Annotated in this window: 18 protein-coding genes; 1 reads left to right on the top strand and 17 read right to left on the bottom strand. The window is 40.6% G+C overall.

The features are described 5' to 3' along the window. Positions 1-152: 152 nt before the first annotated feature. The 3 genes from R2S57_RS14960 to R2S57_RS14950 form a co-directional block, all read right to left on the bottom strand. Positions 153-1,937 (bottom strand): ATP-binding protein, encoded by a 1,785-nt coding sequence (locus tag R2S57_RS14960; protein ID WP_316845760.1) that lies wholly within the window; start codon positions 1,935-1,937, stop codon positions 153-155. Positions 1,938-2,091: 154 nt separating this feature from the next. Continuing rightward, positions 2,092-2,466, bottom strand: coding sequence for a response regulator (locus tag R2S57_RS14955; protein ID WP_316845759.1), 375 nt, complete (start codon positions 2,464-2,466; stop codon positions 2,092-2,094). A 113-nt stretch (positions 2,467-2,579) separates the two neighbouring features. Then, positions 2,580-3,149 (bottom strand): Crp/Fnr family transcriptional regulator, encoded by a 570-nt coding sequence (locus tag R2S57_RS14950; RefSeq protein ID WP_316845758.1) that lies wholly within the window; start codon positions 3,147-3,149, stop codon positions 2,580-2,582. Positions 3,150-3,264: 115 nt separating this feature from the next. Between R2S57_RS14950 and R2S57_RS14945 the strand changes: the two genes are divergently transcribed. Continuing rightward, on the top strand, positions 3,265-4,005 hold the full coding sequence (locus tag R2S57_RS14945; protein WP_316845757.1) for an SDR family oxidoreductase: 741 nt from the start codon (positions 3,265-3,267) through the stop codon (positions 4,003-4,005). A 145-nt stretch (positions 4,006-4,150) separates the two neighbouring features. Here the strand turns inward: R2S57_RS14945 and R2S57_RS14940 are convergent, their stop codons facing one another. The 14 genes from R2S57_RS14940 to kdpA all read right to left on the bottom strand — a co-directional run bounded on the left by R2S57_RS14940 (position 4,151) and on the right by kdpA (position 23,887). Next, positions 4,151-4,513, bottom strand: a complete 363-nt coding sequence (locus R2S57_RS14940; RefSeq protein WP_316845756.1) for a hypothetical protein — start codon at positions 4,511-4,513, stop codon at positions 4,151-4,153. 1,078 nt (positions 4,514-5,591) lie between these two features. Then, complete coding sequence (locus R2S57_RS14935; protein WP_316845755.1) at positions 5,592-8,078, bottom strand: outer membrane beta-barrel protein; 2,487 nt, start codon at positions 8,076-8,078, stop codon at positions 5,592-5,594. Positions 8,079-8,081: 3 nt separating this feature from the next. After that, the gene (locus R2S57_RS14930) at positions 8,082-9,212 is read right to left on the bottom strand and encodes a PepSY-associated TM helix domain-containing protein (RefSeq protein ID WP_316845754.1); all 1,131 of its coding nucleotides are present in this window, start codon (positions 9,210-9,212) and stop codon (positions 8,082-8,084) included. 9 nt (positions 9,213-9,221) lie between these two features. Further along, positions 9,222-10,421 (bottom strand): hypothetical protein, encoded by a 1,200-nt coding sequence (locus tag R2S57_RS14925; RefSeq protein WP_316845753.1) that lies wholly within the window; start codon positions 10,419-10,421, stop codon positions 9,222-9,224. Positions 10,422-10,431: 10 nt separating this feature from the next. Continuing rightward, positions 10,432-12,816: a TonB-dependent receptor gene (locus R2S57_RS14920; RefSeq protein ID WP_316845752.1), complete on the bottom strand. Its 2,385-nt coding sequence runs from the start codon at positions 12,814-12,816 to the stop codon at positions 10,432-10,434. 418 nt (positions 12,817-13,234) lie between these two features. Further along, positions 13,235-14,452, bottom strand: a complete 1,218-nt coding sequence (locus tag R2S57_RS14915; protein ID WP_316845751.1) for a DUF4374 domain-containing protein — start codon at positions 14,450-14,452, stop codon at positions 13,235-13,237. Positions 14,453-14,469: 17 nt separating this feature from the next. Beyond that, positions 14,470-15,114: a hypothetical protein gene (locus tag R2S57_RS14910; protein ID WP_316845750.1), complete on the bottom strand. Its 645-nt coding sequence runs from the start codon at positions 15,112-15,114 to the stop codon at positions 14,470-14,472. Between the two features lie 112 nt (positions 15,115-15,226). Further along, positions 15,227-15,763 carry a sigma-70 family RNA polymerase sigma factor gene (locus R2S57_RS14905; protein ID WP_316845749.1) on the bottom strand — a complete coding sequence of 179 codons (537 nt, stop codon included), beginning with the start codon at positions 15,761-15,763 and terminating at the stop codon, positions 15,227-15,229. 779 nt (positions 15,764-16,542) lie between these two features. Next, positions 16,543-17,673, bottom strand: coding sequence for a sensor protein KdpD (locus R2S57_RS14900; RefSeq protein ID WP_316845748.1), 1,131 nt, complete (start codon positions 17,671-17,673; stop codon positions 16,543-16,545). Positions 17,674-17,682: 9 nt separating this feature from the next. Continuing rightward, positions 17,683-17,931, bottom strand: a complete 249-nt coding sequence (locus tag R2S57_RS14895; RefSeq protein WP_316845747.1) for a hypothetical protein — start codon at positions 17,929-17,931, stop codon at positions 17,683-17,685. A gap of 170 nt (positions 17,932-18,101) precedes the next feature. Next, positions 18,102-19,172: a porin gene (locus tag R2S57_RS14890; RefSeq protein WP_316845746.1), complete on the bottom strand. Its 1,071-nt coding sequence runs from the start codon at positions 19,170-19,172 to the stop codon at positions 18,102-18,104. Between the two features lie 192 nt (positions 19,173-19,364). Next, the gene (locus R2S57_RS14885) at positions 19,365-19,925 is read right to left on the bottom strand and encodes a K(+)-transporting ATPase subunit C (protein ID WP_316845745.1); all 561 of its coding nucleotides are present in this window, start codon (positions 19,923-19,925) and stop codon (positions 19,365-19,367) included. Between the two features lie 126 nt (positions 19,926-20,051). Then, on the bottom strand, positions 20,052-22,079 hold the full coding sequence (kdpB, locus tag R2S57_RS14880; protein WP_316845744.1) for a potassium-transporting ATPase subunit KdpB: 2,028 nt from the start codon (positions 22,077-22,079) through the stop codon (positions 20,052-20,054). 89 nt (positions 22,080-22,168) lie between these two features. After that, complete coding sequence (gene kdpA / locus R2S57_RS14875; protein ID WP_316845743.1) at positions 22,169-23,887, bottom strand: potassium-transporting ATPase subunit KdpA; 1,719 nt, start codon at positions 23,885-23,887, stop codon at positions 22,169-22,171. Between the last annotated feature and the right edge of the window lie 15 nt (positions 23,888-23,902).

Below are 23,902 nucleotides of genomic sequence, written 5' to 3'. Positions count from 1 at the left end.
AAGGGGTTACTTACACTTATACGATGTTAAGCTGATTATCCAGCCACAAATAATGTTCTTGAACAAAACAATATATGACTTATAATATAGGCTATATTATTGTAGCGGTTAAACAAGGTGAGTTGAAAGTGGTATATTGAAGCTGAAAATAGTTATAAAGGCAAACTAAAACAAAAAGTAGAGCCTACTCCGAGTTCACTTTCTACCCAAATTTTTCCACAATGACCCTGGATAATCTCATCACAGAGATAAAGACCGATACCAAAACCACTGATGTTGGCCATCTGTTTGCTGTCAACCCGATAAAACCGATGGAATAACTTTTCCTGATCAGCAGGTAGGATTCCCATGCCTTCATCTTTAACACTTACCTGGGCAGTTTGATTTACGGTGATGCAGGCTACATTAATGGTAGAACCCGGTGCAGAATATTTTACGGCATTATTAATCAGATTGGTAATCACCTGCCCTATTTTATCCCTATCGGCTTTAACGGGCGTATGTTCTACAGGTGCAAAAATAATACGGTGCGACGATATAGTAGCCAACGATTCTACCTCTGCCTCCCTTACCAGATCGGCCATATCAAATAACTGAAAGTTGATGGGAATTTTCCCCGTTTCAGCCCTTTTCATGTTCAGAAAACCATCAATTAAGGTGCTCATTTTTCTGGTTTGGATATAAGCCCTATCCAGAATATTACTACTAAAAGCATCCTTAATTTTATGGGCCCGCATCTGTAATACCTGAATATAACCACCCATCGAGGTAAGGGGTGTTTTCAATTCGTGACTTACCATACTGATAAAATCATTTTTCCGCTGATCGTTTTCTTTTTGTTCGGTAATATCCATCACGGTACCAGAATAATAAGATTTTCTTCCTTTTTCAGCAGGATTAAGTTTTCCTGTTGATCTTACCCAACGCTGCCGCTTGGTTCTGAGTTCGATAATCGGATATTCAAGATCATAAGATTCATTATTTAGGAAAGCACTGTTAATCTCGTCAATTATATTTGCCCTGCAGTCGTCTCTAATCTGTTCGGCAGCAGCTTCGTATGGCATGGTTTCATGTTCCTGATAACCAAAAAACTGCTTCAACCGTAATGAGGGAATAAATGCCCGTGTTTCGGCATCAATATACCATATACCCAGATCCGCCTGTTCTATGGCCATATTTTTTAGGTTTTCACTTTCCGCCAATTTTGCGTTAAGCAACAGCAAACTGTTCTGGCTAACATTTAATGCATGGTTTGTCGATAAAAGTGCTTCATTGGCAACCGTAATTTCTTCGTTGGTTTCGGATAACTCCACATTAAGGGCTTCTACTTCCCTTTGACTGCGCATCAGCTCTTCGTTACCTACCAACAATTCCTCGTTCGCGGCCGCAAATTCTTCCATTAACTCGTGCTGTTTTTCTATTTCACTAATCGAAGAGAGACGGAGCTCAATTTCATCCATCACTATTTTGGCCATACGCTCCATAATGGCCCTGCCCTGCGCATCGAATTTCCGTGGTGTTTTATCTATAATGCATAAGGTACCTATCCTGAAACCATCGCTAGTGATTAAGGGGGCGCCAGCATAAAATTTTAAGCCAAAACTACCGGCTACATTCGGGTTGGTAAGCAAACATGGTTCCTCCGGCGCATTTTCAAAAACCGTTACTTCCTGATCCAAAACAGCAAGCGAACATAAACTTACCCCCCTTTGGGCAGTTCTCGTATTACCCATGCCCACATTGGCCTTAAAATAAACCTGCTCTGCATCAACCAGAGAGATTAACGAAATGGGCACGTTAAATATTTGAGTGGCCAACTTCGCGATATTATCAAAGGCATTTTCGGGTGGTGTATCCAGTATTTTGTACCTTTTGAGGGCTCCAATACGCTCGATATCATTATCGGGAATAATATTCTTTCCGAACGTATTTTCCATGGTTGTTATTCGATTTACGGTGTTGACAGACGTTAATATGATGAGTATCTATATGTAGAAAGAGCGCTTTAATGTTCAGTCTACATTTTGTAACAGCCAGGCTACACAAATGTTTGACAGCCGTGTAGCATTATTCCAATAAAGAGTATTAAGATCAGTGATTAAGCCCTTTTGTTAACTGGTGATCTACTTTTTTTAGCAGATCGAAAATATCGAAGGGTTTAGCGATAAAATCCTCAGCCTTGCAACTGCGGCGCATTTCATGTAAGCCTGCATGTGCGCTCATCATCATTACGGGGATGCCTTTGGTGATATCATCATCTTTTAATGTTTGGCAAACATTAAAGCCGTCGCCATCGGGCAACCTTACATCGAGCAGATATAAATCCTGTGAAGCCTTATCCTCAAAGGCCATAAAATCTTTCACATTAGAGAAGCCGTATACCTCATATTGTTCATCGGTCAATATCATTTCGATAATCTCACGTATACCCTCATCATCTTCCAATAAACAAATTTTCTTTCCCATAAATATAAAGCCCTGACCTATTAGCTGATTAGCATAAAATTTTAACACCGAATATCTGATAATGTTTTAAATTATTCATGATTTGCCAAATCAACAGGGATACATTGGTCGAATTAAATCTGCCGTCTGATCCTGGATAAGGATTGAGGAGTGATCCCAAGATAAGAAGCAGCATCACTTAACGATACACGAAGGGCAATATCGGCCTGTTTATTCAGAAATAGGCGATACCTATTTGTAGAATCTTGTCCTAAATAAGCATTACGGATATTGATTTTATCGATTAAAGCTTGCTGCGTAATCTGGTCAATGAGTGCCTTAAGATAGGGTATTTGTTCATAGAGCGCTACAAGTGCCGTTCTGCTGATCGCAAATACCGCACAATTACACGCACTTTGTATACATTCTTCTGCTGGCACCTGATTATGAAAACTATTTAAAATGGTACAGAACTGGTTTTCCTTTAAAAAATAATGGGTTACTTCATTTCCTTTTTTATTCCTGATAACGATCCTAAGCACACCATCTACAATAAAAAAGAGTTCTTTACAGATACTGCCCGGTTGCGAGAGGTCTTCTCCTTCCTTAAAGGTTTTGGCTTTAAAAGCTTTCATGATGTATTGCCCCTCTGTTGCCGAAATTGGGTGGTGCAGGTTCAGGTAGCTAATGAGTGTATTCGACATGGGTATTAATACGTGGAAGTGGATTGCACAAAAATAGAAGTCCCGATCGATTTTACCAATTGGTAAGTGGATTGAGGCCTGATATCTTAAAATTTGCATTTCAATTTACAACATCATGAAAATAAAAGCAAATGAATTTACACTGGAAGGAAAAACAGTGATCGTATTGGGAGGCAGCTCAGGTTTAGGTTTTGCAACCGCACAGGCCGCAGCACAAGATGGCGCTAATGTGGTGATCGTATCCGGAAATCAAAACAGGATCGATGAAGCCTTAACATTTTTACCCGAAAATTGCAGCGGATCCGCAGTTGATCTAAGCAAGGAAGAAAACATTAAAGATTTTTTCGCTTCAGTAACACCATTCGATCATCTGGTATATACCGCAGGCGAAAATCTGACTTTGCATACCATCAACGAAACCAATATTGATGAAGCCCGCACATTTTTTAACCTAAGGTATTGGGGCGCCTTTGCAGCAGTTAAGTATGCAGTAAGGAAAATAAAAGCGGGTGGTTCTATCAATTTAACCGGAGGAACCGCCAGTCCAAGGCCAGGTGCAGGTTGGGGCATTGCAGCCAGTATCTGCGCCGCAATGGAAGGTTTTACCCGTGCAATGGCAGTAGAGCTAGCGCCTGTACGTGTAAATCTGGTTGCACCAGGAGTAGTGAAAACCAATTTATGGAACAGCTTGAGTGAAGAAGACAGAAATAACCTTTACACAGGTCTGGGCGAAAGTTTGCCTGTAAAACGTGTTGGCGTAGCCAGCGATATTGCACAAGCATTTTTGTATACCATGAAACAACAATACGGCACCGGACAGGTAATTTATGTAGATGGCGGCTCAGTGTTGGTGTAATCGATAAAAAAATCGTCATTTCGATCCGATAGCTATCGGATAGAGAGCAATGGAATGGAGAGATCTATCGTAAAAAATTAAATCTCTCCACTCTCAAATATTCGCGACAGGCCATTGTCGAGAAAAATTACATTGCACTAGAAAATTAAATAATTTGCCGCTTCACTCCCTTAAGCTGCGTGGCCAACAATACGCCCCCAAGTGCAGCAGTTAGAAAAACCCCTTCTAAAATCCATAAGCGTTTTTTCTTTTTAAAACCACGGTAAAAAGTATGCGCTGCCATAACCCCCAGGCCAACAAACTCTATATTCCGCTGTACCCTTTTCGACGAGTCTTTACTCTTAATTAAGACAATCCGTAAAAGTTCGTCTATTAAACTGATATTTTTGGAAATACCTCTCCTAACCTGTTTTTTACTTGCCGAAGCACCTAATTTTCGGGCTGCAGTTTGTAATCCTGCAGTGGTAATTTCATTAATTAAATGTGTTTTAGTATCTTTTTTTTCCATATCACTTTCCATAAGTCCTATTATCTCAACCCTTCTTATCAGATATAGTTTTGGATAATTTGAGAAATTACAGGCCTATCCTATAGGTTAGTGCCTTACCCAATGTCATCGAGTTAAGCATTTTAGCCACAGATGTACTCAGATAAACAGAGATTCTTTTGCTATCGGTTTGGCGTCCCACCAACCAAAATTATAACTAAAGCAGCGGCATGATAAACTTTTTAAGATCAGAAAATGAACGTGTTTAGTGCTTGGCAGTCTGCAGTTCCGCTTTACGCTTTATACCGATGAAGGATCGGTATGTTCGCTCCAATCAGGTTTAGAAACAAAGGCTCTGCAGCCTGCAATCGTCAAAATAAAATACAACTGTGGCCACCTAGCCCCGGTTGAAGCGTTTACCCTGCAGCAACGATGAACGAGGAAGCAAAGCGTATAAGCGGAAGACGGGAAGAAACTAATTTGTTGCGCACAGGCCTATCGCTCCAAATGAAAATAAGGCTTTAAATTTAGGAAATGAATGGTTTGTAGTTCTTGGCAGTCTGCAGTCCCGCTTTACGCTTTATACCGATGAAGGATCGGTATGTTCGCTCCAATCAGGTTTAGGAACAAAGGTCCTGCTCCCTGCAACCCCACAAATGAAATACAACTGTGGCCACCTAGCCCCGGTTGAAGCGCTTACCCTGCAGCAACGAGGAACGAGGAAGCGAAGCGTAAAAGCGGAAGACGGGAAGAATCCTGGTGTTGTGTACAAGCACTGTGCTCCAATCAAAATCAATATCTGCGTTTCGATTGTTAAGACACAAATACCGTTAGGTTAAGCGTTTTTAACCACAGATGGACACACCTGTCCGACTGGTCAGGCGGGGATAAACACGGATCTATATATCCCCGCCTGAATGGCTGGGCAGGTGTTTACTTCCTTTTTATCTCCCGAAAATCGGGACAAGTTGTGGTTCAATTATGTTTGCCTGTAACCAGGGCTTAACTTAATGACATTGAGCGCTACCGTGAAGAAACGAGGTATCCCAAACTTTTTGTGTTTCGCCAGGTAAGACACGGACCGACAGATTATATGCACTTATCCTCCGCCCTTTATCCGGTTCTGAATATCGTCGTTCCCCGTTTTGCGTTCTTTTACACTGAAAGGATTACCAAAACGGTAAGTGAATGAAAGTATTACCCTTCGCCCATCTACATTTACATGGCTGTACATATCAATGTTCTGGTATCGGGTAGTCTGTTTATACTGGCTCGATTGGAAAATATCGTTCACCAAAAGCTTCAAACTCGCTTTATCTTTCAACAGATTTTTTTGAAATGCAGCTGATACCGAATGATAGGCTTTTTCGGTTGAGATGCCATAAACCGATTTCGAATTGTAATAGGCATTTAACTCTGCACTGTAACCACTACCTAATTTAAACGCGTTTTGAGTATTGATGGTAAAACTAAGCTGACTGTTTTTAAATTCTTCCGAATCCTCGCCGCCACGGTAGATATTATTATAAATATTGGCAAAATTGGTTGCCGTCCACCAGCTGAAATAATTCGTTTGTCCGGTAAAACTGATGCCATAATTTACCAGGCTTTTCAGGTTCTGCGGACGTTCGTACGTGGTATTCAGTTGATCAATCTGACCAGATACCCAGGTAATTACATCGGTGGTTCTGCTATAATTTAAAGTTGTGGTATATTTCCCCTTAAATATATGGCTCAGTACCATATTCTGTGTGAGTTCGGGCATCAAATATGGATTACCTTCATAATATAAAAGAGGATCTCTAAATACCCTAAAGGGGTTTAAATCGCCATAATCTGGTCTTTGTACCCTGCGGCTATAAGCCAGTTGAAACTGGTTATTTTCTCCTGCAGTTTTGTTCAATGCCAAATTTGGAAACAATTGAAAATAATTTCTTTTTAATACCGATCCGGTGGTCACCTGGTTGCCAAGCGTATGGGTATATTCTCCTCTAAAGCCCAATTGTACTGTAAAGCTTTGAAATTCGCGGTTAAGATTGAGATAAGCGGCATGGATCTGCTCTTCATACTTAAAATAGTTGCTGCTTGCAGGATCGTACACCCAGGCCCCATCGGTTAGATTTTGATATACCAGGTTATTATCAGAAGTGATGAAAGCGCTTTTTAAGCCGCCATCTATTTTTATGGCCTTCCCCAACTGATCGGTATAATCTACTTTCGCCACATATATATCGGTTTTAGCAGGCACATAACCTCTTCTATTATTAGTTTGCGCAGGACTTGAAGCATTTGGAGCAGTATAGGTATCTAAATTTAAACTCGAAGTAAAACTATTGCTGGCAAAATCGAAATCGGCACTTAACGTTCTGGCTTCCTTTTTAAATTTGCGCAGGTAGTTAAGGTTATAGGTTAAATTGCTCCAACTTTGCTGATCGTAATTGCTGGTGGCCATATCCGATTGGATGTTTCCGGCCTGACTCTGTAAAATATTACCCGTTTTGCTATCATGCAGGTATTTACCCACATTTCCATTGATCAAAAATCCGATGGTATTTTTTTGATCTAAATCCATATCCATTCCTACACGGAAATTATTGGTATTTAATGGTTCGTTTGTTTCGGTATGCTGATTGGAAATACGGTCGTAATGGCCACTAACGACACCATTGTTATAAAAGCGTCGGCTAAAATCCAGGTATTCGGTTTCGCCGCGGTAAGCATAATTGTAACTTCCGTACACATTAAAACCTGCATTTTTATAATTAAGGTTAAAGCCCGATCCATACCGTGCTTTTCTGCCCGCTCCGCCATTAACCGAAACCGAACCGTTAAAGCCCCTCATCTGGTTTTTCTTCATCACAATATTGATGATGCCCGCATTACCAGCGGCATCGTATTTAGCAGATGGATTGGCCATAATCTCTATTTTAGAAACCGATGATGAGTTTGTGCCCTTTAACAATACGCTTAGTTCTGCCGGCGAAAGATAAGTGAGCTTTCCATTGATCATCACATTTACCCCAGCCCTGCCCTTTAACGAAATCTTACCTTCGTCATCAACCTTAATGCCAGGTGCTCTTTGCAACAATTCCAATGCGGTATTCCCGTCTGACAGGATGCTGTTTTCTACATTGATGGTCATTTTGTCGATACTTTGTTCGATCACCTTTTTCTGCACAGAAATATTTACGGCATTTAAGGTCTGGGCATCTTCCATTAATTTCAACTTACCCAAAACCACAATTTTATGCAGTACAGTAACCTGAATAATATCGGTATGATGCGTAATAAACCCCATATTAGAGATTTTAACGCGGTATTTACCATGTTGCAATGCGGGGAAAGAGAAACGGCCTAATGAATCGGTTAACGTCCCCTTGAGGCCCTTGCCTGCTGCATCTTGAAGTGCAACGGAAGCAAATTCTACAGGACTGCCATTTTCCATCACCACAATACCATTAATTACAGGTTGAGATTGTGCCAGAACAGTTTTACTGGTAAAGAAACTGAGCAACATAAAAATATATGGCAATAGTTTACTAACATCAGGTTTTTTACCTGAAGCAAAGGATAGAGATCTGTACATAAATTATGCTTTTAAGGGTACTGGAATATTTTTGTTCTTTTTAGGCTTCTTCTTTTTACCCCACCAGATGTAGAATCCGGTAATGGGTAAGCTTGCACAGATTAAACTGGCGAAGAAGAAAACAATCTTGCTCGGCAGGCCTGCGAATGCACCAACATGCAAACTATAGTTTAACTTTCTCACCTGATCGGCAAAAGCAAGCTCTGATAATCTTTTCCCAGCCGATTGCGTTAATTGTAGTGTAGATGGATTAAAATATAAATCCCGCCAATAGCCGTTAACCATATCGGTACAGGCATAAATTGCTTCGTCTGCCTCATCAGGGAATGAAACAATAATTTGATCTTTATTGTAAAGTGCAATGGTATTTTTAACTTTTAACCAAACCCGGTCTACATTGCGAAGCATGGTATTTGGGGTCGCATTAAACACTTCGGTAGTTTGTTTACGGGGGTTACCCTCACCACCCGTTAACCAATATACACTTTTATTAAACCAGCTAAAGCTCATGATTAATCCGGTAATGGCCATGACCAGCGTAAGTAATAAGGCATAAAACCCCAATACATTATGCAGATCGTAATTAACCCTTTTAAATCTGGCTTTCCACTTTATTTTAAAACTTTGGTCTTTCCCGGCTTTGTTCCATTTTTTTGGCCACCACAATACCAGCCCGGTAATTAATAAAACAAAGAAGGTAAAGGTAGACCAACCGATTACCTGTTTACCAATTTTATCGGGCAGCCAAAGCCTCCGGTGCCCTTCATCTATAAATTCGAAAAAATCTTCATGATGTACCATCGCAATCACCTCTGCCGTATATGGATTTACATAAACAGTAGAATCAGAATTTGTACTTACTATAGCAGACTTGTTTTCGCCGTGATACCAAACGGAATGGATTTCCTTACCAGGCAATTGTTTTTTAACTGACTGAAAAATTTTAGATGGTGCCAGTATAGCTCCCCCTGCCGGCTTTTCAGCAAACAACCAGGGAGAGCTTAAACTTTTAATTTCCTGCTCAAAAACCAATATGCAACCCGTAATTCCCAAAATCACGACCACAATACCTGAGGCCAAACCAAGCCAAAGGTGAAGCCATGCATTTAATTTTTTGAGTGGTTTTATAAGCATTTAAACAGACTATTTAAATTTCACCAACTTGCTTAATCCACTCACTCCTTCTAGTTTAACACCTTTGGCAACAGTTCCTGAACTTAGGTTATATGTGTAAACATAATAGCCTTCGGCGGTTAATGCCCCAATATAGGCTACATCGCCATCGATCAATACGTTTGCTGCATAAGGATTTGGGATACTCTTAGGAATATTAAGTTTTGCCTTCGTTTTATTCACTACGTCGATTAAATAGTAGTCAGCAATATACTTTCCACTATAATCTTGCCAGGTAGAAATTTGCGATTTATCAAAAATCTTAACAATTGCTTTTCCGTTTCCTACGTAAAATAAATCAGTTGCTTCTTCTTTGGTCCTATCCGTAAATTCGTACTGATAAGTTGCATCAATGGCTGTTGCGCCATTAGCCACACGATAAATTGAAAATGAACCTCCTGTTTCTCCAGCAATCCAGATCGTTGGTGCATTGATAAAATAAGCATAATTACCATCAACAAATGTTCCCGGAGAATTTAAAGTATAATGTGCCGGTTGATTGAAACGGGTATCCTTGGTAATTGTAACTGTATTCACATTTGGAAAGTCCATTGATGCCAGGTAAACCTCGTTTAGTGGAAGATTGGTATTCTCATTGGTAAGGTTATAACTGATGTAAAGTTTGTTACCCTGAAACACTGCAGAATTTCCCCAATAATAATAGCCTGTTATTGGCTTTGGAATATTAATATTCCCTGAAGCGGTAATGGTCATTGTTTCTACATTAAGCGTAGCATATTCGAACTGTAATGCTTCTTTCATGCTAAATAACACCAAAGTTTTATCATCTTTCCATGCATAAAAACTGGAATAATACGCCCAGCTGATTTGAGTGAATGGGATTTCTTTTATGATACTATTAACCTTGTTACTTGACGTAAATTTGATCAGATTTCCGGCATCATTTGTTCCATAAAAATATTCGCCACGTTGTGTAATAATACTTGTAGTGGTTTCTGCGCCATTACCTGTTGTGGTTAATGTTCCTGAACCAAGTTGTGTGGTATTTAAGATATAGCTTGCTGCCGGCGTACCCGCACGAACCACTAATCCATAATTTTTTTCGATGGGTTCCTCTGTTGGAGTGGAACTTTTCTTACATGCTGAAAAGGCAATTATCGCAATAGCGGCAAAAGATAATAAAGATTGTTTTTTAAGTGTTGTAAACATGATTGAAGATTTATTTAATAAAATATCGAAGTTTGATAAAGGCTGAACGTCCCGGTTTTTGTAACCTGAAATTGTCGTATAAGAGCTCATTGGTAAAGTTATTTACCTCTGCAGAAATGTTATACCGGCCATTTGCCATACTATAGGCTAACGCTACATTATGAGAAAACTGGGTTGGAATCTGATTTTTGGATTCGATGCTACCTCTACTTTCCCAGTTAAGATAAAACCAGTTTACAAATTGGCTGGAAAGACTAAGCTGTAAACGTGTTCCGGGTGCCCAAATATCATTTTGACCGATTTCAAGATTTGCGTTGGCATATAACCAGGGCTGGTTTGGTACCCTGTCGCCATAAGTTAGATCCAGTACGGTAGTGTTTGGTTCGTAAAGTTGTTTGCTGATCGCTTTTTGATAAGTACCATTAATACTGAAGTTCAATAATGTGGAATAACGGTACTTAAATTCTAGTTCTACACCGTTAATCTCTGCTCCGGCCAGATTATCATAAACTGAATAAACACCACCGCTTGGAATAAAGTAAATAAAGTCCTTCGCATTTCTGTAAAAATAGGATCCTTCAATACCAACATGATGTTTTTCGTTGATGTGGAAGTTATAATAAGCGCCAAAATTGATGTTGTCGCTACTTTCTGGCTTAAGATTGATATTGGATGTTACATCTATTCCGTTCCCGAATAATTCATCTCCTTCTTGCAAGCGGTAAGCATGCTCGTACGACAATTTTACACCAGCATTGTTGCTTATGCGGTACCTGCTTGCTATACCATATCCAAAATAGTTGTTGGAAATTTCTGAATCGGTTTTAATATAAGTTTGATTTTGTGAAAACACAGCATTCCGTACCAACGCATTCAATACATAAAACTTGCCAAATACAGATGTTGTTAACTGTTTATTAAATGCATTGTTCTGATAAGCAAATCCTGCTACTTGTTTAGCTACGGTATTGGGCTCATCAAAGGTATTGGTTTTTACTAGTCCCAAATCTTCAGTTGCTTGTCTGGCGAAGTGGCTATAGTTGTAATTCAGGTTTAAGCTGTTGTTCTCATTAATTTCATAGCTAAAATTTGCCCTGGCAAGGCTAGCTGTATTTCGGTAGTGGTAAATGCTTTTAATACCATAAAGTTCTCCGGAAATAGGTTCGGCCCGGCCCCTTCCACTCCAGGAATATACATAATTTGCCGTATCAGGCACTGTAGATCTATTGATGGATGTTGAGGCAAAAAAAGTTGCGGTTAAACCATTTGTTAAAAAATTACTTTTTTTGTATTTGATTGAAGGCATAAAAAATTTTTCGCGGTTTGTTACCTCTCCTATCACCTTATTCTGGTTTGCTCCGGTTTGGATTTCTTTGTACATATCCGAATAAAGGAAGTTGATCTCGAATTGATCGGCCCATGATTTATTGGCAACGCCAATACCAACTTGCCCCATAGTAGAACGATAAGCGCTGTGGAACCGCTTAACATCTTTTTCTACAAGCTCGTTATTTTCGACCACTTTTATTGCGGCATCATATTTTGGGTTACTCCGCATCAGATAATCATTATCTGATGCATTATGAAAGCCATTAAACGTAAAAATCAGACCTGTTTTTTTGTCTTTGTATTTACCCGAAAGCGCAGCCCTTAAGGTATTGAACGAACCGTAACTCACACTGGCATCGAGATACTTTGATACCGATTGATTGGTAACAATATTGACTGCACCACCTAGTGCATCGGCTCCAAGTTCTACCGGAACCACACCTTTATAAACCTCAATCCGTTCGGCAAGATTAACCGGAATATTGTTGAGTCCAATTGAACTTCCAAAAGATTCCATCGGTACGCCATCGATAAAAAAACGGATCTGGCGGCCCGATAAGCCATTTAATGTGAAATTGAAATCAGATCCTAAACCACCTTGTTCCCGCACTTTAACGCCTGTACTCTTGTTTAGGATTTGATTAAGATCGGCACTGCTGTTTTGAAATGCCTTAAGATCAATCACATTTACAGTGAAACCAGATTGTTTAAGTTCCGTTACAGCGGTTCTGCCATTTACTTCTACATTCTGTAAGTTACTGTAATCAGGCTTCAGTGAGAATTTTAAAATTAAGGGCTTTGTGGAAGTCAATTTAATTTCCTGACTCACTTTTTGGTAACCTACAAAAGAGACCACGATGGTATAACTTCCTGGCTTAATACCAGACAGTTTAAAAAATCCGTTTATATCGGTAGTTGCGCCCGCCTTTGTGCCTTTTAAAGAAATTGAGGCACCACTTATGGCGGCTGTGCTATCTGCTATGTAACCTTCTACCGTGGCATTTTGTTGTGCGAAAACGGAAGTTGAAAAAAGCAGGAATAAGGATAAAATTTTTAAGCGATACATGATTTTATTATAGTGCATTTATAGGGTAGTAGCACAATCCGCATTTTCCCGAAGGTGGGAAATGAAAAAAAATAAAATAATCACTTTATGTCGTCCTGAACATAGTGAAGGATCTTTAAAGATGGAAAATCCATGATGTAAAATGGGGGCTCCCACAGATTTGAGCGGATAAAAGCAGAAAAATATTTTAGTCAGTATCAGTCTAAGCGTAGTCGAAAACTTTTCCCATGGCTGGTGGCGCACCAGCCACAATTTATTACATAAGTTGGTGTGTCACCAACCTTGGGATTGGCAAAGAATTCTTCACTTCACACTAAGTTATTGGATCAGAATTATAGGCTAAAAAACTCCTCGCCCTCTGTGCTTTTTGTGGTTAAAAGAGCCTAATTTTTCTTCGAACTTTGCGGTTAAAAAGTTATTAACTTTTCAAACGGTCTATCCGCATGATAAAATCGGTATCACCCCCTAGTTGTAGTCCTTTTCTCAATTCGCCGGTTTTGATGTTGTACAGCCAGATGTAATTTCCTTCTTTGGTAGAATTTACCGAAATATAAGCGGTATCCCCTTCAACGATCACACATTCCCTTCTGGTTCCCTTATCCAATGGAAGATTAAGTTTCGTAACCGATTGAGTGATTAGGTTGAGTACATAAAATTCAAAATGGGCAGTGCTGTAATGGTCGCCCAAACCTTTAAACAGATCTTTTCTTTCCGAACGGATAATGGCTTTATTCCCACCCAGGTACCACATTCCATAGGCATGGTTTTGTATTTTTGAATCCGAAATATTAAAGAAATATTTCGGATCAATCTTTTTCTCATTCGCCTTTATCCTGAATATACCGGTAGGCAGATCGGGGTGATTACCCAAGGCAATGCCCGGGCACGACTGAAAATAATAGTTGCCTTGATTATCCTTAAAATTATAGGATTGAATGGTATTAATTCCACCTGGATAGGTAGAACGCGTATCTTTCTGTGTACTAATCAGTTTCATTTGCGGGTAACTCAGTTCGGAAACGTATAACGTATCGCTGGTTAAATAACTGGATACACCCTGCGCCGCATGATACGTATAGCCAACCAAAAGTACATTCTCTTTTTTCTCCACAAAACCAATAGAAAGTGTGGTATACTTTCCGAACGGAGCTGGAATTTTCATATCTCCCTGAGCAAGGACCTCCATCTTAACGGTATTGATGAAAGTGTATTTGCTATGGTTATAGCCAGAGATATTTAATCCGCTAAGCAACAAACTGTCTTTCCCAATCCAGTTAAAGTTGTCGATGCTAAAATCTTTAATGTCTAAAAATCCTGCTGTGACTAACTTCCCATTTTCGAGTTTGAATTTAGAAAAACGATTGGTTTTCCGATTGAGGTGGTAAAAGAAACCATCTTTCACAAAAACATCCCTGTCCATATCCTTAGGATCTAAATATGCACCTTCTGTTTCAGGCTTTAACACACCACTAGCTAACGTATTGCTGGTGAGCATATATTCCTTTCCATCTTTGGCCAGAATATACAAACTGTATTTAGTCTCCTTTTGATCCGAATTGTTTCCTTGTCTGCAACTGAGCAAACAAAAAGCAAAAATAACAGGGAAGAAAAATCTGGTGATACCTTGGAGATTCATTGTATAGATGGAAGCGGTTAAATATCAAACTGGGCCGAAAGCTGTTTCTGCATTACCGGAGGTAGATCCATTAAATTCCGCTCGCTAATTACGATAATACTTTTTATACCTGTTTTATTTTTAAGGATAATGTAAGTCTGCCCTTTTAACAAGGTCACTTTCTTCGATGTACCTTCAAAAACAAGGTCAATATCTTTTTTGGGGGAGATGAGCATGCTCCCTGTCAAATCGATCATCCCATCACTGTTATTTATTTTAGCAATGGTATTTGGCCCAACGGCCACATCATAACCCGCAGCATCAATGTGTTTAACATGAAATGCAGAGGGATTATTCAATTGTACAAAATCGGCCTGACCTATAGATCTGTTTGCAAACACAAAATAAGCAACTGCAACTGCCACTGCAATACATACGCAAGCTGCAACAGCACCTTTCCACATGAAATAAATATGGCTTCTTTTTGGCAAGGACTTAATTACTTGCGGCATAGCCGTTTCAATGTCCTGCCACATTGCTTGCTTCAGGATATTCTTATCTTCAGCTAAATCAATGGTATCCAGTTCATCTACATCAGTATTAAATAGCCATTCTTCTACCATCTTGCGCTCTTCCGCAGTGCAGGTATTCAAATGATATTTTTCTAAAAGTTCGTTACTCATGCTGGATAATTTGCCACTAACAAGAATGCACTATCTGCAAACTTAATAAATTATTGCTTTTAATTAGAAGTAGCCTAACCACCGGTTTACCGTAAGTGTATAAATAAAAAAATTAATAGCTGGCCAAACCGACTTTAAGTCTGCTCATGGCTTTGGTGATATGATACTCTACGGCACGCTCGGAAATATAAAGCAAATCCGCAATCTCTTTATTGCTCATTCCCTGTTCGCGGCTCATTTTGTATACCCTTTTGCATTGGCAGGGCAAAGTATCGACCAAAACATTTACTTTTTCCTTTAAATCATTAAAAAGTACCTGCTCTTCGGTGCAATTGCTGGACACCGAGCAATCCATCACCTGAAATTCGTTGTGTTTCTGCCTGTTTACCTTATTGCGGATGTATTCGAAAGTTTTAAATTTAGCCGACCGGATGAGATAATGCTCCATTTTTTCGATTTCCAATTCAGCCCTGCGCTCCCAGAGAGATTTGAAGATTTCCTGAACCATGCCTTTTGCGGGTTCGACTTCTTTAATGTTGTTGTAACAAACGGCAAATACTTTTTCCCAGTACAGCTCATAGGCCATTTCGAACGATTCTTTATCGATCTTAATTAACCTGCCCGGGAAAGGATGACCTGTTGTTTCCAAATATCTTATTTTATGCCTTGGCCGCAAAGATAGTTATTTAGATCAATTAAAAATAAGAGCTTTTTCAAATAGATGTACAAATATGAATTGGCCTCTTTTCCTACCAGGTGGTGTTCCACCGACCGAAATAGATGTAAGGTTTAGGAACAAAAGTTCTGCACCCTGCAACCCCACAAATAAAATACAACTGTGGCCACCTAGCCCCGGTTGAAGCGTTTACCCTGCAGCAACGAGGAACGAGGAAGCAAAGCGTATAAGCGGAAGACGGGAAGAAACTAATTGTTGCGCACAGGCCTATCGCTCCAAATGAAAATAAGGCTTTAAATTTAGGAAATGAATGGTTTGTAGTTCCTGGCAGTCTGCAGTCCCGCTTTACGCTTTATACCGATGAAGGATCGGTATGTTCGCTCCAATCAGGTTTAGGAACAAAGGTTCTGCACCCTGCAACCCCACAAATGAATACAACTGTGGCCACCTAGCCCCGGTTGAAGCGCTTACCCTGCAGCAACGAGGAACGAGGAAGCGTAAAAGCGGAAGACGGGAAGAAACTAATTGTTGCGTACAGGCCTATCGCTCCAAATGAAAATAAGCGCTTTAAAATTAGGAAATGAATGGTTTGTAGTTCCTGGCAGTCTGCAGTCCCGCCATCCGCTAATTTCGATGAAGGATCCGAACCGCTGCTCTCGGGTTTAGGAACAAAGCCTCTGCACCCTGCACATGCATACTTATAACATGTTATCCCTGAGCGTAATCGATGGACATATTATCCTGATGTTTTTTTACGATAAAATAACCAGATCAATATCTTTCATTGCCAGGTTTTTCAACAGGCCATTAAAAACTGCTGTGCGGAGGATCACCTGAAAAATATTGAGATGGGGTTTGCCAATACAAATGGTCGTAATTTCTTTTTCGGTAGCCACATCGATAATGGTTTTAGTGATGGCATTGCTCTTTACTTTGATCACTTCGGCACCCAGTTCGGTAGCCAGTTTAAAATGGTTAATCAGGTGGCGCTGTTTGTCGAGTTTAATGCGCTCCATGCTTTCATTATCACTTTGCACATACAATACAATCCATGGTGAGCGGTAATAAGAAGCCAATCTTGCTGTTTTCCGGATCACTACACCTGCCGTTTCTGCATTGGAAGAAATACAAGCCAAAAAACGCTCTGGCCTGAGTTTTATCGATTTGGGGATTTCGGTCTGGATTTTCCGTTCTACCTGATGCACCACCTCCTTTAAGGCAAGTTCGCGCAATTGAAGAATTTTATCAGATTGGAAAAAATTACCAAGTGCCCTTTCAATCTTCGATTGATCGTAGATTTTCCCCTCTTTAAGCCTGGTCACCAGTTCATCGGCGGTAAGGTCGATATTGACAATCTCATCGGCGATCTCCAATATTTTATCAGGAATACGTTCGGTAACGGCTATTCCGGTAATCTGTTCAATCTCCTCATTGATGCTTTCTAAATGCTGGATATTTACCGCAGAAATTACGCTGATCCCAGCTTCGAGCAGATCGAAAACATCCTGCCAGCGTTTGGTATTTTTACTACCCTCGGCATTGGTATGGGCAAGTTCGTCTATGATCACAATCTCAGGGTGGCGGTTCATGATCCCTTTCAGGTCCATTTCGGCTATTTCTTTACCCCTGTAGAATATTTTTCTTCGTGGGATCATCGGAAGGCCTGCAACAAGGGCTTCTGTTTCTACCCTTTTATGGGTTTCAACATAGCCAATACAAATATCTACCCCATTGCGCAACAGTGCATGAGATTCCTGGAGCATACGGTAAGTTTTGCCTACCCCGGCACTCATGCCAATGTAGATCTTGAGCTTTCCGCGTCGGGATTTTTTGACGAGATCTAAAAAGTGCCTGACCGATTCTTCTTTTTGTTCTTCTTCCATAATCTTTTTTTACCAGGTAACGCTCATGATTCCTTTTTCTATCAATATGGTGATGGCAATAATCATCACCAGCGTGAACAATACGATCATAAATCTAAAAGAAATCTTTCTAGAAAGCAGTTTGATGTGTTTTTCTGCTGCATAACTTCTTTTGATGGAGGATGCCCTACCCTTTTTTAATGAACTTAGTTTCCTGATCATTAGCGTTCCTGAAATCGCTAAAAACAGGCTGAACAGGATTTCTATATAAGGATGCATTGTTATAATTGGTTATTACATAATTCATTTCTAAAATAGTCGTCATCTCGATCCAATAGCTATTGGATCGAGTGCAACGGAATGCCGCCCGTACAGGCGGGGGAGAGAGATCTATAATAGAATTCCCGACTACGCTGCTCTCCGCTCGAAATGACGACCGCTGCTAAGTTCTAAAACGAAACCGCGATACTTGCAGTTATGGTTGCATTGGCATTAACCGCAGCGCTCTCCCTTGCAAATATTTTGTCTTTGCTATCATAAGCCTTTCCTTCCAACCTGATTACTGCATTGGTTATTGGCGCATAATCAAGGTTTAGGGAATAACCCTTCGTTTTAAAACCATTTGCAGTTCCTGTAGCAATGAAAATTCCGTTTTTATCCTCGTAATATTCGAACCTTCCGGCAACTGCCCATTTAGGTGCAAATTTGTATTGGAGAATTGCCACTGGCGAGATCACTTCGTTTTTATCGTTGCTGCCTTTTTCTTTCTGTTGCGTTCCGTAATCAAATCCAACCGTTATACCAAATTTATCAGTTAGCTGGAAAATGCCATAAACGTTATGGTAAAACCTGTTTACCCTAACCGAATCGGCACCCTCAGTTCCAAGATAGTTGCTGTAGTTCACCGTGATTTTATCAGTTGGTTTCCAGCTGAGTTGAAGTCCGCCGGCAGGTTTATCATTTCCATTCACACGGGTAATGCGTTGCCATCCATTGAGGTAAAGCGCCGTAGCGGTAAATTTGCCATCTTTGGTAACATAGGTAATTTTCGCACCCGACTCATAATATGGCGTGTTCTCCGAAGAAATATTCCTGGTGAGTACCCAGCAGTCTTTTGAAACCGCACTTTCGAAGCCGATATGTGAAGAAAAGATTCCGGCATCAACCCAAAGGTTTTCTGATTTGGATAATTTCACACCTGCATTGGCCTCGAAAATATTTTTTAATACACCTGGCTCTGCAGCAAGGTTTGCATTGGCATAAGTTCCTGCCATTAACGCTAAGTTAGCACGGATATTTCCGCTATCGTATGCGGCCTTGATCAAACCAAGGTTCAGGTTCACTTCGTTTGCACGGTTATGCGAATAAATAAAGCCAGGACGGTTATGATCGGCTGGTTTATTAAAATCATAACCATAATAGGCTTCAAGATAACCTGTTACTTTAATTTTTGGTTCTTCCTGTGCTTTCGCAAAGAATCCAACAGTGAGTGTAGCGGCTAGTAATAGTAGTTTTTTCATTTGTATTATATTTATTTATCTGATTTTTTATTGGCTGAGGTATAGCGCGATCGTCATCTCGATCCGATAGCTATCGGATGGAACGCGACCTGTACCGATTTTCATCGGTAGTGGAATGGAGAGATCTTTAAACTGGTTTAATTAGTTCTCTCCACTACGGTCGAGATGACGATTTAGCACAAAACCATGGTACTAAAGCTCATCAAGCGCAAGGTTTAATTTCAATACATTTACTGATGAAGGGCCAAAAACACCCATGAATGGCTTAAGGGTGTTCATGGCAATCAGTTCTCTTACTTTTTTCTCATCTACTTTTCTTGCTTTGGCCACTCTTGCCACCTGAATGGCTGCACCCCGCTCAGAAATATTTGGGTCGAGCCCGCTTCCCGAGGCAGTTACCATATCGGCTGGGATATCTGATTTTTTGATACCAGGATTGTATTTCAATAAAGTATCAATGCGCGACTGTACCTCTTTTAAATAATCGGGGTTAGATGGACCTTTATTAGAGCCTGCAGAACCTGCGGCATTATAAGCCACTGCTGATGGTCTTCCCCAGAAATATTCTGGTTTGGTAAAGGACTGGCCGAGCAATGCATAACCAACTGTTTTACCATTTTTGGTGATTTTTTCTCCTCCCCCGTTTCCTTTAGACATTTTACCGATAAAGGCCACAGTGATTGGATATACTACGCATAACAGTACCAATAGTACAAGGGTTAAGCGGATAGATTGAATGATGTACTTTTTCATGATGTTTTTATTTTATGTGCTGTCATGCTGAGGTACGAAGCATCTCTGACCTATTAGGCAGTGCCAGATTTCAGGAACTTTCCTTTTGCTCACAGATTCTTCACTGCGCTCAGAATGACATTTTTTTTATACAAATAGTCCTACCAATAAATCAATTATTTTAATACCTATAAATGGCGCTACTACCCCACCAATACCATATATAAACAGGTTACGGCGTAATAATGCAGTTGCACCAATGGGTTTATAAGCCACCCCTTTTAATGCCAGTGGGATCAGGATCGGAATAATGATCGCATTAAAAATCACTGCCGACATGATGGCTGATTCTGGCGAGTGCAAGCCCATAATGTTCAGGCTTTGCAAAGCAGGAATTGATGCAATAAACAATGCCGGAACGATTGCAAAATATTTCGCCACATCATTGGCGATGGAGAAAGTTGTCAAGGTACCACGGGTAATCAACAGTTGTTTCCCGATTTCTACGATTTCGATCAGTTTTGTAGGGTCGTTATCTAAATCGACCATGTTACCAGCTTCTTTTGCAGCCTGTGTTCCACTGTTCATCGCAACGCCAACATCGGCCTGGGCTAAAGCAGGTGCATCATTGGTACCATCACCCATCATCGCTACCAGTTTACCCAATGCCTGTTCGTCTTTGATGTAGTTCATTTTATCCTCAGGTTTAGCCTCGGCGATAAAGTCATCTACTCCGGCTTTCTCAGCGATATATTTAGCGGTCAATGGATTATCACCGGTAACCATTACGGTTTTTACACCCATTTTTCTTAGACGTTCGAAACGTTCGCTGATGCCCGGTTTAATGATATCCTGCAATTCGATTACCCCAAGGGCTTTCTCATTTTCAGAAACTACTAATGGTGTTCCGCCGTTAGTAGCGATAGCTTTCACGTGGTTTTCGATATCCGATGGAAAAATATTCCCGGCTTTCTCAACAATATTCCTAATCGAATCGAAAGCACCTTTTCTAATTCTTCTACCATCGGCAGTATCTAATCCGCTTGAGCGGGTTTCGGCGGTAAACTTGATAAAGGTAGATCCCTGTGGTGTTCCAGCTGATTTTAGACCCTGTTCCGCAGCCAGTTCAATGATCGATTTTCCTTCCGGGGTTTCATCAGCCAACGAGCTCAAAACGCAGGCATCGGTAAAAGCTTTAATGTTTACACCTGCGGTTGGATAAAAATTGGTCGCTTTACGGTTACCAATAGTGATCGTTCCTGTTTTATCCAAAAGCAATACATCAATATCGCCTGCTGTTTCTACCGCTTTACCCGATTTGGTAATCACGTTGGCTCTCAACGCCCTGTCCATTCCGGCAATACCAATGGCTGATAAAAGTCCACCGATGGTGGTTGGGATTAAACACACAAATAGGGAAATCAATGCCGCAATTGTAATCGGTGTATTGGCGTAATCGGCAAAAGGTTTTAATGTTACGCACACGATGATAAACACGAGGGTAAAACTCGCCAACAAAATGGTTAAGGCAATTTCATTGGGTGTTTTCTGACGTGATGCACCTTCAACCAGGGCAATCATTTTATCTAAAAAGCTTTCTCCAGGTGCTGTACTTACCTGAACTTTAATCTCATCAGATAAAACTTTTGTACCACCGGTAACCGAAGATTTATCACCTCCCGATTCGCGTATTACAGGAGCAGATTCACCTGTAATTGCCGATTCGTCGATAGTGGCAATACCTTCGATAATCTCTCCATCTGTTGGGATGGTATCGCCAGTTTCGCAAACAAATACATCTCCTTTTTTCAACTGGTTGGATGAACGGATTTCGATGGTTCCGTTTGCCAAAAGCACTTTGGCTGGTGTTTCTTCCCTTGTTTTACGAAGGCTATCGGCCTGTGCTTTACCTCTTGCCTCGGCAATGGCTTCGGCGAAGTTTGCAAACAGCACAGTAAGCAATAAGACTAAAAAGATGAAGAAATTGTATAGGGGCGATCCTTGTCCGCTATGGCTAAAAGAATATACCGTAACGTAAGCCATCACCAATGTTCCGATTTCAACCGTAAACATCACCGGATTACGCACCATTACCCTTGGATCGAGTTTGATGAAAGATTGTTTTAGTGCGGTCTGCACCAAGGCAGGTTCGAACAATTTATTATTGGGTTTCATATTGAATTTATTTATCGTTTTGTCATCCTGAGCTTGTCGAAGGATATTTGACAACTGCATTTCGACAGGCTCAATGTGACAACTCTCATTTATTTAAGCATGGTAAAATATTCTGCCAATGGGCCTAATGCCAATGCAGGGAAATAAGAAAGTGCATTTAACACGATGATCACAGCAAAAGTCATCAGCGCAAAAGTTTTGGTATCTGTTTTAAGTGTACCGGCAGATTCAGGAATGAATTTTTTGGCACCCAATAATCCGGCAATGGCAACAGGGCCAATAATCGGTAAGAAACGGCCAAGAAAAATCACAATACCAGTTGATAAATTCCAGAAGATATTGTTATCACCCAGTCCTTCAAAGCCCGAACCGTTGTTGGCGTTGGATGAAGTCATTTCATAAAGCATCTCAGAGAATCCATGGAAACTTGGGTTATTAAGCCAGTTTTTTGGCTGAACGGCCCAGGCGGCATCGCCATGACTGGTAAAGATGTAACTCGCGATGGCTGTTCCGGCAAGGATTAAAAATGGACTTAACAACGTGATAATGGCCGCAATCTTGATCTCTCTGGCTTCTACCTTATGGCCAAGAAACTCGGGCGTTCTGCCCACCATCAGCCCGGAAATAAACACTGCAACAATGAGGTAGATGAAATAGTTCAATAAACCTACACCACAACCGCCATAAAAGGAGTTGATCATCATTCCAAGCAACTGCCAGGTACCCGACATCGGCATGGTACTATCGTGCATACTGTTTACCGAACCGGTAGAAATAATGGTAGTTACCGTTGCCCAGTAAGCAGAAGCAGCCGGGCCAAAGCGGACTTCCTTTCCTTCCATTGCCCCCGTAGTTTGAGAAATACCCATTTTCGCCAGGGCCGGACTTCCACCTAACTCTGAGCTTAGCATAGGGAGCAGCAGCATAAACAAACCAATGGTCATTACCCCAAAGATGGTCCAGGCCAGTTTTTTCCTGCGGATAAAATAACCGAAGGCAATGACCATAGCGATCGGAATAATGACCTGCGCGATGAGTTCAACCATATTGGTAAAGTAACTTGGGTTTTCGAATGGATGTGCCGAGTTGGCGCCAAAATAGCCGCCACCATTTGTACCTAAATGTTTAATGGCAATCATTTGGGCAGCTGGCCCTCTCGAAACATTTACGGTATCGCCCTGTAAAGAAATGAACTGATCTTTACCATCATAACTCGCAGGTGTACCATTAAAAGTTAAGATTAAGGCCATTATAAATGATAAAGGCAACAATAAACGGGTAATTGATTTTATAAAGAATTCCCAAAAGTTGCCCAGTTCAGTCGTTGTTTTATCTCTAAAAGCTTTAAATAGGACTACTGCAGCTGCGATACCGGTTGCAGCACTTACAAACTGAAGAAACATCAGTACATATTGCTGGGTGAGGTAACTTACGCCACTCTCGCCTGAGTAATGCTGAAGATTACAGTTGGCAACAAAGCTGATAATGGTGTTAAAGGCTAAGTCTGGAGTCATCCCAGGGTTTCCATCCGGATTGAAGGGAAGTTTATCCTGAAAGATGAGTACAAAAAAACCGTAAAACAACCAGAGTATATTAATGGTAAGCAGTGCTTTTAACTGCTGTTTCCAGTTCATCTGTTCTTTAATGTTAATTCCGGAAAGCTTGTAAATACCAGTTTCCAATGGTTTTAAAAAATCTGTCCAGACTTTTTCTCCTGCAAAAACCTTTGCCAGGTATTTACCCAGTGGTATTGCAATCACCAGGGTGAGCAGGAATGTGGCGATAATGCCTGTTAATTCAGTGTTCATTTTTTGATTTGTTAA

The organism is Pedobacter psychrodurus (genome assembly GCF_032678585.1).
GTDB lineage: Bacteria > Bacteroidota > Bacteroidia > Sphingobacteriales > Sphingobacteriaceae > Pedobacter > Pedobacter psychrodurus_A.
The sequence above is the reverse complement of the archived record's forward strand: the minus strand, read 5'-3'. Positions and strand labels throughout refer to the sequence as shown.